At 48.4% G+C, this 12641-nt stretch carries 12 protein-coding genes; 6 read left to right on the top strand and 6 right to left on the bottom strand.

The features are described from left to right. Position 1 precedes the first annotated feature (1 nt). The 4 genes from ACTJJJ_RS29440 to ACTJJJ_RS29425 form a co-directional block, all read right to left on the bottom strand. Entirely contained in the window at positions 2-328 is a 327-nt protein-coding gene (locus tag ACTJJJ_RS29440; protein WP_426293773.1) for a DUF4133 domain-containing protein, read from the bottom strand. 221 nt (positions 329-549) lie between these two features. Next, a complete protein-coding gene (locus tag ACTJJJ_RS29435) occupies positions 550-873 on the bottom strand; it encodes a DUF4134 domain-containing protein (protein WP_188927560.1) in 324 nt (107 codons plus the stop codon). Between the two features lie 96 nt (positions 874-969). Then, entirely contained in the window at positions 970-1461 is a 492-nt protein-coding gene (locus ACTJJJ_RS29430; protein ID WP_426293774.1) for a hypothetical protein, read from the bottom strand. Positions 1462-1968: 507 nt separating this feature from the next. After that, positions 1969-2193 (bottom strand): helix-turn-helix domain-containing protein, encoded by a 225-nt coding sequence (locus tag ACTJJJ_RS29425; protein WP_426293775.1) that lies wholly within the window; start codon positions 2191-2193, stop codon positions 1969-1971. Positions 2194-2731: 538 nt separating this feature from the next. Between ACTJJJ_RS29425 and ACTJJJ_RS29420 the strand changes: the two genes are divergently transcribed. The 4 genes from ACTJJJ_RS29420 to ACTJJJ_RS29405 all read left to right on the top strand — a co-directional run bounded on the left by ACTJJJ_RS29420 (position 2732) and on the right by ACTJJJ_RS29405 (position 9793). After that, on the top strand, positions 2732-4063 hold the full coding sequence (locus ACTJJJ_RS29420; protein ID WP_426293776.1) for a redoxin domain-containing protein: 1332 nt from the start codon (positions 2732-2734) through the stop codon (positions 4061-4063). A gap of 15 nt (positions 4064-4078) precedes the next feature. Further along, complete coding sequence (locus tag ACTJJJ_RS29415; protein WP_426293777.1) at positions 4079-7279, top strand: SusC/RagA family TonB-linked outer membrane protein; 3201 nt, start codon at positions 4079-4081, stop codon at positions 7277-7279. A gap of 12 nt (positions 7280-7291) precedes the next feature. Beyond that, on the top strand, positions 7292-8635 hold the full coding sequence (locus tag ACTJJJ_RS29410) for a RagB/SusD family nutrient uptake outer membrane protein (protein ID WP_426293778.1): 1344 nt from the start codon (positions 7292-7294) through the stop codon (positions 8633-8635). A 90-nt stretch (positions 8636-8725) separates the two neighbouring features. Beyond that, the gene (locus ACTJJJ_RS29405; RefSeq protein ID WP_426293779.1) at positions 8726-9793 is read left to right on the top strand and encodes a hypothetical protein; all 1068 of its coding nucleotides are present in this window, start codon (positions 8726-8728) and stop codon (positions 9791-9793) included. 246 nt (positions 9794-10039) lie between these two features. On the opposite strand, the gene ACTJJJ_RS29400 is transcribed toward ACTJJJ_RS29405, so the two are convergent. Next, complete coding sequence (locus ACTJJJ_RS29400; protein WP_426293780.1) at positions 10040-10282, bottom strand: helix-turn-helix domain-containing protein; 243 nt, start codon at positions 10280-10282, stop codon at positions 10040-10042. 3 nt (positions 10283-10285) lie between these two features. After that, positions 10286-10825: a DUF2975 domain-containing protein gene (locus ACTJJJ_RS29395; protein ID WP_426293781.1), complete on the bottom strand. Its 540-nt coding sequence runs from the start codon at positions 10823-10825 to the stop codon at positions 10286-10288. An 867-nt stretch (positions 10826-11692) separates the two neighbouring features. Here ACTJJJ_RS29395 and ACTJJJ_RS29390 point away from each other — a divergent pair. After that, entirely contained in the window at positions 11693-12232 is a 540-nt protein-coding gene (locus ACTJJJ_RS29390; protein WP_426293782.1) for a hypothetical protein, read from the top strand. 2 nt (positions 12233-12234) lie between these two features. Continuing rightward, complete coding sequence (locus tag ACTJJJ_RS29385; protein ID WP_426293783.1) at positions 12235-12534, top strand: hypothetical protein; 300 nt, start codon at positions 12235-12237, stop codon at positions 12532-12534. Positions 12535-12641 lie beyond the last annotated feature (107 nt).

Here is a 12641-nt window from a genome sequence, read left to right as displayed (position 1 = left end):
TTTAATTTGATTTAATCCTGGTTATGAACCGTTTTCTGGAAGTGGCCTTGACAAGGCCAGGGACTTTTCTGGCCGCCAGTGCTTTGCTCAGACCGTGCTCGCCAAAGCTGTTGCTGAGCTGGTAGACTGTCATGATCGATGCGGCGGCCAGGCATACGGCAATCAAAAGGCACAGGTAGGTATTCACTCCGCAGACATACATGAGCGCATACATAATCATCACCATGAACATTGCCCCGCCTGCATACCAGATGTACTGCCCTTTAAGCCCGCGAAAAACGATGCTGCGATTGATTCCCTTGTTTACCACATATGTGATTCGTGCCATCTGCTATTGGGTTTCTCTTGATCACTTTGTAAGTTTTGAAACCATATCTGGGGTTATTGAGGCGAACAAGGAACGATAAATAGTCTCTGAGCCGCTCGCCGATGTAAATTCCCATACTATCAATTGTTTGATTCATCTGGCGTGTTTGATCAAAAGGTAGGCATTTAAAGGTTGCCGGTAATGTTTATACGTCAAGCCTTTAAGCCTACCTTTTTGCCGGCCTAGAGTCCGAAGAAAGATTGCAATACTGTCGCCACTACCACCAGGAAAATGCAGCTACCAAACCATGCCGCAGCAACTTTGCCAGTATCCTGATCGCCCGCATTCCATTTTTGAAAAACCTTTACTGCGCCAACCAGACCCAGTACTGCCCCGATGGCATACATCAGGTTTGTGCCGGGCTCAAAGTAGGATCTGACTTGTGAATCGGCTTCCTGGATACCTGCTGCCCCGTCCTGGGCCCATGTGATTGTGCTGATTAGGCCCAGAGCCAATGTAAGTGAAAGGGCGTACCTCACCGGTGGATTCTTTCTGCTCGTTTTCATACTCCTCTATCCGTTTAAGTTGAACATACTTACGATTCCCCTCCGTCTGACACCCTTCCGCAACTCGGAAGGGGTCAGATCGTTGGGCGGGCTCCATTAAAACATCCCCCAAACCTCACCTTTATCACCCTCGCTGAGATGTATGGAGCCATATTTTGCGCACTCGGCGTCAATACGATTATTTACCGCAAACTGGAAAGGCGATCTTTTAAGCATCTGGTAATCTTTCAGGATTATTTGAAGCATTTGGATCAGATCCTGCCTGTCATAGCCTTTCTGATGGGCTTCTTCGATTTCTGTTGTCAGGTGCTCATAAAGGTTCTCTACCCTGGTGGACATTTCTTCGTTTTGCCATTCTGGCTGCGGGTCCTGCTCGTTTAAAATTTCTTGGTCCGGACGGCTCGGGTCGGACGTTTTCCCAATTGCTTTGCTTAAAGTGCCAGCGTCAAACTGCCCTTTCCTGGTTCTTCCGCCAAGCAGGCTATTGATTTCGGTTCGAAAATATTTCCATCCAACGAAGGTGTAGTAAATCAGCAGGGCACCGGCGAGAATTCCCGCATAAACAGCCCAGGGGTTTGAGGTAAACATATGCGTCTTACGTTTGCGTTTGAAGTGACCAGCCTTGGGTTGCCGGTTGATTTTTGTTACGCTACAAAGTAAGTCGCTGGGAAGGGGTACAGAAAAGTACAAGTTTTGTTGTACCTTTTTGTACCCTTTTATTGGTCTCTTTCTAGTTGTCAGGATCAGGCTGCATTTTACTGAGATAACCAAATGTTAAAAACAGACCATCCTGTTTATGTCGACACTGAGCTTCATTCGAAGGGCAGATCAATGATTTCCGCCTTGACGATTATATCCCTGATATGGATTGGGCCGGAAGCGACCCATCTAACGTAAAGATCTACTACCGTTTAGATTCCGACGACTATTATTTGCATGATGAGATTTCGAACAGGCTATTTGCGTTCACTCACGAAAGCGACCAAGGGGTAATGCAAAAATGGGAGTTTGGAGGAGACTAGTTGAAGCTCATTATTTGATGTATCCAGGAAATAGGTTTAGCTAAATTTTATCACCGAGGCTTCCTTCGAGTACTCATTTCATTTTGGTGAAAAGCTCTGAGGGTGATATTTCCAGTCCTTCACAGAGAGAAATGACTGTCGTCAAGGCTAAATTTACCTTGCCTTTAGCTATCCGTTGAACCTGCGAATATTCAAGACCAGAGGCCGCGGCAAGCTTCCTCAAACTCAAATCCTTTTCTTTGGCTGCCTCAAGTATTGCCTCCCCGAATTTTTGAAGAATTATATTTTTACTTTCCATACAAGGAAAGTCCATCCATTCAGAAAATTTTTTGACGTATGATCATATATCAAATTAAAATAATTGTTATATTTGTACGGTTACATCCGTTGACCAGCAAAGACGGCAACGTAGTAACTTGCGATACTTCACAAAGAAATTTGAAGCATTCGCTTAGAGTCTCACATTAGAAAAACTGGTAATTTTTTGGAACGAGACGACAAGCAGAATAGCTCACGACCTAGGCGTGGGTTTTGCTTATTCGTTCCAGGGTATACCAGTGCCTCTAATGTCAATAAGTTGAGATCCACGCCCTTTAAAAGGGCGGCTTGCTTTCACATCTCGACTTTCTGAGGCTTTCAGTAACAATTATTGTTTCACCATTGACACCATTGTTACCGTTATGAAGACCACCCTAATATTTCGGCTGATTATCCGCAAGCCCGAATAGCACTGTACCTGCTTGCTCTTCCAAATACCGTTTCGCTGAACCGAATCGGGTAGGAGAGGCGTGCCCTACTGTTCTGTTCACATTTGTTTCACTCCAAAATTCATTGCAATGAAATTCATTTATTGCTCTCCCGGGAAAAGACTGTCCTATATTCTGTATTTGCTCTTTGCGTACTATCTGCTTGTCATGTGGAGCCCGGCGCGTGGCCAGGTGTCCAGGCCCCTGCAGGTCGGTGACCGTTTACCTGATCTACGCCTTTCCGGTGTGATGGATTACAGCTCACCAACTGTTTCGCTTGCCGATTTCCGGGGTAAACTGTTGATCCTTGACTTCTGGGCGAGCTGGTGCGGCCCTTGCGTGAAGATGCTGCCGGTCTTAGATTCACTTCAGCGGCAATTTGATGGAAAGGCGCAGATCCTATCAGTCACCTATCAAAGTGAAAAGGAGATCCAGTCCTTCTTTTCAAAATATTACCGCCGTAATCCCAAACGTATAGGTATACCCGGTGTCACGGGTGACACTACCTTATCACGCTTGTTTGCGTATAATGCCGTCCCGCATTATGTCTGGATTGACGCTTCCGGTGTGATCCGGGCGATCACCGGCATGCAGGAGCTTAACGCCGCTAATATTACAAAGATGCTTTCAGGCACTGTGCCTGTTATGGAGCAAAAAAGCGATGAGAAAAGGATTCCATACAGCCCGTACTGGCCGATGATGCTGGGTGGAAACGGTGGGGACGGTTCAAATATGCTTTACCATTCGCTTTTCACCCGGTACACGCCCGGCATAGGCTTTGGACATTCAATCCTGCGCGATAGCACGTCCCACTTTCGGATCACAGTCCGAAATTGCGAGCGGGCCTGGTTTTTCAAGATCGCTCACGCGCTTAATGGAGTCCCTTTCAACGAAACCAATACCATTTTTGAGGTGCGCGATAAGGGCCGGTTGACTTCATCACTTGTCGGCGGGCCCTATGAGAAATGGCTTCAGGACGGCAACGGCTTTTGTTATGAGCTCGCAGTCGGCCTGGATCAGGAAAAGCAGGCCTTCAAACTAATGCAGCGAGACCTTGAAATGTTCTTTCCCGAATACACCTCGGCAGTTGAGCAGCGGGACACGGCCTGTCTGGCTCTGAAACGCATTTCTACAGCCCGGGCACTGGCCAGCAGTGGAGGGAAAACCATTCTTGACCTGGGACCATACGAATGGAAAGTCTCCAATGCATCGGTTGGGCAGATCATACGCCGCTTGAACTACTTTCAACGGCTGAACACGATGGTAGTCGACCAAACCGGGTTTACCGGTAAGATGGACATGCTGCTCACTGCGGGATGGTCTGATCTGAAAGCGCTGAATTCAGAGCTGGCCAAATACGGGTTTGTGTTAGAGCCGGTTCAGGCGCCTATCCAGGTGCTGGTTATTGGTGATCGAAAATAAGTAAGCCCTTTCACTATGAGACGATCTATATTGTTTATTGCTTTTTTGCTGAGCTGCGGTGCGGTTTGGGCGCAGAAATCCGGCGAAGTCACCGGGCGGGTGCGAGGGGCAGACGGGGGCATCTTACCCGGGGCTTCGGTAGTCATTAAAGGCACACGCAACGGAACGATGGCTGATTCGCTGGGTCGGTTTAGACTTAATCTTTCCGCCGATACGGCTACGCTGGCAGTTTCCTTTATTGGTTACCAGACAAAGGAGGTCCGCGCTTCGGTAGCGAGATCTTTGGATATAGAGCTGGAAGCCAGCAGCAGCCAATTGAGCGAGGTGATCGTCTCAATCGGTTATCAGCAACTGCCCAAAGAGCGCGCGACCGGCTCATTTGCCCAGGTAGATCAGAAACTATTCAACCGGAGCGTGGGGCCGGATGTGATCAGCCGGCTGGCAGATGTAACGCCTGGCCTGATCTTTAACCGCGGCATTGTCAAACCCGGCAGCCAAACCAACATTTCGATCCGGGGGCAGAGCACGATTTTTGCCAAAGCGGACCCGTTGATCGTGCTGGACAATTTCCCCTATACGGGTGATTTGAACGCGATAAATCCTAATGATATTGAAAGTGTGACTGTGCTCAAAGATGCCGCAGCCGCTTCGATCTGGGGGGCGCAGTCTGCCAATGGGGTTATTGTGATCACCACTAAAAAGGCAGCCTACGAGCAGCCGCTTCGGGTGAGCTTGAATACCAGCCTGACTGTAACCCAGAAGCCTGATCCTTTTTACCTGCCGAGGATGTCCAGCTCTCAGGTCATCGATATGGAGCAGCTGCTGTTTTCCAGAGGCTATTACAAAACCGCCGAAAACAGCCCCGGCAAACCTGCGCTCACTCCGGTGGTCGAGCTTTTGATCGCAGCCCGTGATGGAAAGATATCGGCCGGGAGCGCCGATGCACAAATCAACGCATTGCGTAGTGTCGATGTCAGAAATGACTACCGCAAATATCTTTACCGAAACAGTGTCAATCAACAATACGCACTCAGCTTGCAGGGTGGGGGAAAGGCCTCGCGTTTTCACCTTTCGGCTGGCTACGATAAAGGACTCTCCTCGCAGATTGGAAATAGCTCTGAGCGCGTAACTGTGAGTGCCAATAACGATTTGACACTTTTAAAAGGCAAAGCCGAGCTTTCTACGGGAGTCTACCTTACCCGCCAGCGCGTGATTGACAATGCACTCGGGTTATCTTATTTCAATCTGACATCCACCAGCGCAGTCTACCCGTATGCGTCTTTCACTGACGAGTCTGGTAACCCGGCCAGGCTCAGCCACTACTATCGCAACAGTTTTTTGGATGATGCGGCCTCGAAAGGACTGCTGAACTGGGGCTTTGTGCCCCTGGACGAGATGGGCTATCGCAATTATCAAACCAGACAGCTCGACTACCGCATCAATACCGGGCTTCGGTACAAAATCCTTCCGGGGTTAAGTGCAGAGGGGTTATTCCAGTATACAGGCAGCAGCTCGCGTGGATGGCGGCAGCAAAACCAGAAAAGCTGGACGGTACGCGACCTTGTTAACCGATTTACGATTGCTTCCGAGACAGGGCTAGTAAGGCCAGTGCCGGTTGGGGACATCCTGGATCAGTCTGCGGTTGATGTTTCGGGTTATTTCGCGCGGGCGCAAGCCAACTTTGAGAAGACGATCTTAGAGAAGCACCAATTGACCGCAATCGCTGGTGCCGAAGTGCGCGATCTGGGCACAAAGTCCAATGCGTGGCGCAGCTATGGATACGATGACGCGCTGGGCAGCTTTCAACAAGTTGACTACCTGTCTACTTTTAAGTCCTATATCAATCCTGCCTCCGCCTCCAACCGGATCCCGCAATATGGCGGGATGAGCAGCCTGACCGACCGGTTCGTTTCTTATTATGCCAATGCAGCCTACACCTTCGATGGCAGATACCTGATTTCGGCCAGCGGCAGAAAAGACATGTCCAACCTTTTTGGGGTGAATGCCAATCAGCGGGGTGTGCCGCTGTACTCAGTTGGAGTTGGCTGGAATGTGCACCAGGAGAAGTTTTTTCATGCCAGGTGGCTCCCGCAGCTGAAACTACGCGCCACCTACGGCTACAATGGTAACATAGATAGGACGCTCTCTGCTTACACTACGGCCTATTATAGCATCGCTTCGCAGACCGAGATCGGTCTTCCATATTCGCTGATTCGCAACCCGCCCAATCCCGACCTGCGCTGGGAGCGCGTTAGGATGATGAATTTCGGCGTGGATTTTAAAACAGCTGCCGGCCGGGTCTCCGGTAGCATAGAGTACTACATCAAAAAAGGGTTTGATTTGATAGGGGATGCTCCGCTTGCCCCGCAAACGGGATTGACCAACTACCGTGGGAACACTGCTAATACCAGTGGTAGAGGCATAGATGTGCTTTTAACCAGCAATAACTTTCAGGGTAAATTTAGCTGGCAAACCCAGTTTATCCTTAGCTATGCGAGCATCAAAGTCAGCAAATACCTTCCCAAGTCCAGTAACCTTAGGGGCGATTATGTAGTCTCAGCGAATGGTTATCCTACCCAGGGGCGCTATTTGACGGGAATGTACAGCTTGCCTTCGGCCGGCCTGGACCCCGAGAACGGGGATCCCAGAGGATGGCTTGATGGGAAGGTTAGCAAGAACTACGCGGCGCTGCTGGCAGTGGCAGATTTAAATTCGCTTGTTTACCACGGCTCTTCCCGTCCGCTTGTCTTCGGCGGCCTGCGCAATACGGTCAGCCGGCGCAATTGGAGTTTGTCAGCCAATATCGGCTACCGGCTTGCCTATTACGTGCGGCTGCCTTCGGTGCTTTACTCGCAGGTATTGACTGGCGTGACAGCCCACGGGGATTTTTCAAAACGCTGGAAACAGCCAGGCGATGAGCTGCTAACCCATGTGCCTTCGATGCCCGCTTCGACCAACACTAACCGGGATTTATTCTATACCGGCTCCCAGGATCTGGTAGAAAGGGCAGACCATCTCCGTTTGCAGGATATCAGGGCGGGTTATTCATGGAATGCAGTTTCATCAGGCAGCTTTATCCGGGATTTTGAGATTTATGCATATGCGGCAAACCTGGGTGTGATCTGGAAAAAAATGAAGGGCAGCCTAGACCCTGATTTTGTCGATACGACCCCACCTCAACGAAGCATTTCTCTGGGCATCCGCGCAAATTTTTAAACGAGAACAGCGATGAAGAAATATTTGATCTGGCCCATATTGGCCATGCTTTCGGGATGCCAGGACTCGTTTCTGGATGTTAAGCCCGATAAGGCGCTGGTCGTTCCGAGGACTTTGGCCGACTATCAAGCCGTGCTCGATAATTTTGACAGCATGAATTCACCGGGATTAAACCTGATCGCCGGGGACGAGTTTACGGCAAGCTTCCAGCAGTTCCAATCCTGGGAGTATGTCGAAAGGCAGGCCTATCTGTGGGCTGACGATCTGTACAGTGGAGCGGGCTCTGCGGACTGGGATGTGCCTTACAAAGCTGTATTTGCCGCTAACCTGGTTCTGGAGGGTGCTGGTAAGCTCAGCCCCGGTCCGGAGCTATCCAATCTGATGGGGTATGCTTACTTCTACCGTGCCAACGCCTTCTATGGGCTCGCCCAGCAGTTTGCTCCTCCCTATGAGGCAGCCAGTGCCCGCTCGCAGCTTGGAATACCGCTGAAATTGACGACCGAGGTGACTAAGACTGTCCCACGTGCAAGTTTGCTAGATACCTACCAGCAAATCCTGGCTGATTTGCGGCAGGCAGCCGAGCTGATCACTGCCGAATCTGTCTGGAAGAACAGGCCGTCGCGAGCGGCGGCTTACGCGCTGATGGCGCGGGTCCAGCTTGCGATGGGTGATTACGAAAGCGCCGAAAAGAGCGCTTCTGCGTCCCTGGCCCTTTCTGGCAAATTGGTCGACTTTAATGATCTGGATCCGGCCGCCAAATTGAGCTTCCCTAATTCACCCAAAGATGCCAATCAGGAAGTGCTCTATTATAACAGGATGAATTTTTACCTGTTTTTCTTTACACCTTACTATCAGGTTGATTCTTCGCTCTATGCGAGCTACGGCTCGGGGGATCTGCGCAAGCAGTGCTATTTTGACACGCTCGCTGACGGGACGGTATTCTATAAGGGAAGTTATGCAGGCAGCTTTGGCTTTTTTAGCGGTCTGGCAACCGATGAGGTCTATCTGACAAGGGCCGAGTCTTACGCCTGGTTAGGTAATACCAGCCTTGCGCTATCGGATCTGAACGCGCTTCTGGTGAAGCGCTTCAAGAATGGAGTTTTCAAGCCTCTTGTTGCGGCAACTGCCGAGCAGGCACTGCGACTCGTGATCGCTGAGCGAAAAAAAGAGCTCGTTGCCCGTGGTCTAAGATGGGCTGATCTGCGTAGGTTAAATATGCAGGAGGCATTTAAGACCACACTTCGAAGAAGGCATGAGGGTAAAGAATATGTTCTTGCCCCAGGTAGCCCCAGATATACGTTTCCTATTCCATCTAATGAGGTTTCCACCAGTGGAATCCAGCAAAACCCAAGATGAGATCGGGCTCGCCGGATTAGTCCGGCGGGTGATTTCTGATTTTATTTCGTATCAAAAACCTGCGATATGCATCGTGTAGTATCGTCAAACATGGAATATCCAGCTGTGCTTGCCAGCGATTTAGAGCAAATCTACCAGGTGATCCAAGGCGGAAGCTGGAAAGTCTCTGGTTGTGGGTTGAGCCAGGGAGCATTCTCCTGCGCCCTGTTTATGAGCCAGTATGGTGCCAGCTTTGAGCGGGTTGATCTTAGGGGAGAGGTTCAGGAGCTATTTGATCGTGGCTGCAATGGCGTCGTCTCTGGGAAGACCAGTTGGCTGGATTTTGCCGACTTAGCCCTGGTTTCCCACAGGCTTTCTGAGCGTGGTTTTATCCAGATCGAGCAGGAGTTTTTTTTTGAGGATATCGACAAGCTCGCCCTTGCAGCAATGGCTCGCCGCTGCCAGATCGCTGGTTTTGAAAATTCGGATCTTGGGGCGGCGCTTTATGCGCTCAGGCGGTTTAACGCAGGGGCGAGGCATTTCGCGGGGCCAATTAAAGGGTTTGTTTCAGCTTTGGCAGCCGGGGGTGAGGCTTGTTTTGTCGGCGCTACCGGGTGCGGAAATGAGAATCTTCGAATAGGACTTTCTGCGCCATTGCTGTTTGTTTCAGCGGCAGCAGAGATCGGGCTGGTGGATCAAAAAGAGGGGATAGGCGGAGTTTCAACGCTGGCCGAAAGGATTTGCGAGAACGTCAATGATCTAAGCAACACCCAAACCGACCCCGGATTCCAGACAGGGGAGCTGGGTAAAGGATACGCATTGCTGCGCGCAGGAATGTGTTTTCACAGGGGCGATTGGATAACAGCCGGCTTACAAATTTTAATTGACTGCGCCTACTCTGTACTCGATCACGGTATCAGTGCACTCGACATGGCTTCGGGCACCTCTGGTATCGCCTTGGCATTTGATAAGCTCTACCGATTGACTGGCTACGATATTTTTCGCGACCTCGCCACTAAGGCAAGATGGTTGAGTTTGAAGGCCAAGGTATTAGTCGATGATCGAAACATCGATCACGGATACAGCTTCTACCATGGACTCTCTGGCATTGGGCTCGCGGCCCTTCACGGTCAGCAGGACCGGCCCGAAGAGCTCGACGAGTTTCTTTGGTTGTTGTAATTAGTTAGCTAATGGGTTGAAATAACGGTTCAGGATTTTCGCCTACATTCATATGCGGCATGGGGTCGTTACACCTGCTAAAATACAACCCGGGGTATTTCAGGTTTCAATTACAAGTAGCCAAAATAAAGAATAGTGAAGTGTTTAAACGTCAGCAGCTATCAGTTCATAGATTACCTTAGGTTGAGGCATTCAAGGCAAATGCTTATTAGACTCTAATGCTCAAATATGGCACTTCATCTGCCGTTATGCCAAATCCTTGTAGCGGGCCGTTGTTTTTTGCAGGTCATTAACATACTCTAAAATGTCACCTGGCTGGCATTCTAATACATTACAAATTGCCTCCAAAGTACTAAATCTAATTGCCTTTGCTTTTCCTGTCTTTAATATGGAAAGGTTCGATAAAGTCAACCCAACTTTGTCAGAAAGCTCATTAAGTGACATTTTTCGTTTAGCCATTACAACGTCTAAATTTACTACAATTGCCATCACTTAAACAGTTAAATCAATTTCGTTTTGAATATCTACCCCTTTTTTAAAAATAGTCGCAATAATATAGATTACAGCTCCCATTAAAATAAATGCTTGACTGTCTGCCCAAAACTGGTTTAGATTGCCGGTGGCAAAACCGTGGTGCATTAAATTTTTAGCTAACTGTCTGGCGATGTAACTTAACAATCCAATTGAAAGGGTGTAGTAACTGATTTGCGAAATTTGCCTTGCAACAAAAGCGTTGAACGGTTTTGATAAATCGATTGTGTGCATTAGTCTGATAACTATGTAAAATAGGCAAGCTTTTAAAATTGAAATGCTTAGAATAAAGCCATAGACACCGAAGAAAACTAATCTACTATCTTTATACATTTCAGTTAAGTCCAACTTTTGATAAAGATTTTGGACAAATTCGGGATTATACAGACTGAAAAAGAAATTTACTATCAGGCCCCCCGCTTCAATGCTCAGCCCGACAAAAATAAGCCAGGCCACAACATATAAGGCCCAAAATACGAAGTTGTTTGTTTTTGATATCATTGCTGAAATTTAGGTTTATGTACCCAAAATAATAAATTTTTATTGATAAACAATAAAAATAGATTTTTATTCAAAAAATAATCACCGTAGGGCTTTGTAATGATTTTCTGATGGATGCCCTGGATGAGACCACGGGATCAGGCAAATCGATGATGAGGGAAATATGAAGCCAGTGTTGATCAAAGCGAAAGTCAATGGCAACGGGCGGCCTGCAAATTTTAATTGACTGCGCCTACTCTGTACTTGATCACGGTATCAGTGCGTTCGATATAACTTCGGGCGCCTCCGGCATCGCCTTGGCATTCTATAAATTGCGCCGATTGACTGCTACGACATTTTTTACGATGTCGTCTCTAAGGCAAGATGGTTGAGCTTGAAAGCAAGGGTAATAATCGATGATAGAAGCATCGATCACGGATACAGCTTCTAGCATGGACTCTCCGGCATTGGACTAGTGATTCTTCACGGGCAGCAGGACCGGCGCGAAGGACTCGGCGAATTTCTCTGGTTGTTGTAATTAATCGTCTAAGGGGCTGGTTCCGGGCTCTCTTGCGGACTTTTTAGGGTTTTAACAGTCAAGCCTTTCTGCGGATCCGCGGGCGTGTAACCTTCAAGTAAGCCAATTCCTCATACTTCTAATGGAGTTGGTAGTATTTGTATCAAAATATTGGTAATAAAAATATCAATTTGTGATGCATGTTTGAAAACCATTTTTTAATTTTGGTTATCAAATGAACTTTGAACCACAGAGGCCGGGAAATATCGCTGGCTTCTGCTGGGCGCCCGATCCATGTAGTTATTTCCCTATGTTATAGCTGGTTGGAAAATTCAGAGTAAAAATTAATCGCCATAAATTCATCAACAACTATGAAACTAGAAGCTACAAAAACCAGGGAGGAAGAGGACTTTGACGAGTACAGCATCGAAGCAGTGGAAAAGAGCCTTCTTGCTAAGTATAATGTCTGGCAGCAGGAATTTAAGGGGAAAATACAGCCCATTGTCTCCCCGAATTATGCATGGGTAGTTTATGCTGGAATTGATACCCTCCGGCCACAGGCGGCATTCACTAACCGGGAATGTGCGGACCAGCTAGTCCTGTATATGCAGGGCGCGACGGGTCCGGTGCACTGTGAGCGGAGCGCGATCAAGGCGATGAACCTGGTGATAGACAAATACAAAGAACAGGTGAGCTTCGGCAAAATGCCGTATGAAATCATATTGGATAGTAAAGGCGAGGTGTTTGATAGCTGGGGGCCGAGTGACGGAATTCCTTCTATTGAGGAGCCGGTGGTAATGAACGAGAAGTTGCATGCACTGGCAGGAACGTTCTGGGGATGGACAGGCAAGGAGGCTATTGAGAATGCCCAGCAGTTATTTTGGTCACTGAGAGAAAAAGGAGAGATATAGCCATGAAAACCAGACTTATACAGCACCACGTTCCCAAGCCGGCAGACCTGGACCGCCTTACAACGCCTTACACCCCAGATTTTTTCAAGGAGTTCGGAGCCATACTTTATCAGTTCTTACCAGCGGCAAAAGGCACCGAACTGTTACCAGGAGAGGTGAAATACGGTTATAAATTTTATCTTCTGGACGATCCCAGTAAGGAAGGGGTATTTTATTTATCGTCCCATAAGGATATGGACACATTGAAATCACGTTCCAAATTTTTGTCAAGGGTAGAGAAGGAAATATTGAAGGTTGCGTGATCGGTCATTTATTGGAGTATTTTGAAAACCTACCGGCCGGCCTTGTGGTTATGTTTCATTTGGGACTTGATTGCACCGATTGATGTGGGGCACGAGTGTTCATTGTG

It is taken from the genome of Dyadobacter sp. 22481, assembly GCF_052044875.1.
Lineage (GTDB): Bacteria > Bacteroidota > Bacteroidia > Cytophagales > Spirosomataceae > Dyadobacter > Dyadobacter endophyticus.
Note: the sequence above shows the minus strand (reverse complement) of the source record. Positions and strands in the feature narration are given on the sequence as shown.

Excerpts from the sequence above, each read along its gene's own strand:
- ACTJJJ_RS29440 (WP_426293773.1), bottom strand. The coding sequence starts at position 328 with ATGGCACGAATCACATATGTGGTAAACAAGGGAATCAATCGCAGCATC.
- ACTJJJ_RS29435 (WP_188927560.1), bottom strand. The coding sequence starts at position 873 with ATGAAAACGAGCAGAAAGAATCCACCGGTGAGGTACGCCCTTTCACTT.
- ACTJJJ_RS29430 (WP_426293774.1), bottom strand. The coding sequence starts at position 1,461 with ATGTTTACCTCAAACCCCTGGGCTGTTTATGCGGGAATTCTCGCCGGT.
- ACTJJJ_RS29425 (WP_426293775.1), bottom strand. The coding sequence starts at position 2,193 with ATGGAAAGTAAAAATATAATTCTTCAAAAATTCGGGGAGGCAATACTT.
- ACTJJJ_RS29420 (WP_426293776.1), top strand. The coding sequence starts at position 2,732 with ATGAAATTCATTTATTGCTCTCCCGGGAAAAGACTGTCCTATATTCTG.
- ACTJJJ_RS29415 (WP_426293777.1), top strand. The coding sequence starts at position 4,079 with ATGAGACGATCTATATTGTTTATTGCTTTTTTGCTGAGCTGCGGTGCG.
- ACTJJJ_RS29410 (WP_426293778.1), top strand. The coding sequence starts at position 7,292 with ATGAAGAAATATTTGATCTGGCCCATATTGGCCATGCTTTCGGGATGC.
- ACTJJJ_RS29405 (WP_426293779.1), top strand. The coding sequence starts at position 8,726 with ATGGAATATCCAGCTGTGCTTGCCAGCGATTTAGAGCAAATCTACCAG.
- ACTJJJ_RS29400 (WP_426293780.1), bottom strand. The coding sequence starts at position 10,282 with ATGGCAATTGTAGTAAATTTAGACGTTGTAATGGCTAAACGAAAAATG.
- ACTJJJ_RS29395 (WP_426293781.1), bottom strand. The coding sequence starts at position 10,825 with ATGATATCAAAAACAAACAACTTCGTATTTTGGGCCTTATATGTTGTG.
- ACTJJJ_RS29390 (WP_426293782.1), top strand. The coding sequence starts at position 11,693 with ATGAAACTAGAAGCTACAAAAACCAGGGAGGAAGAGGACTTTGACGAG.
- ACTJJJ_RS29385 (WP_426293783.1), top strand. The coding sequence starts at position 12,235 with ATGAAAACCAGACTTATACAGCACCACGTTCCCAAGCCGGCAGACCTG.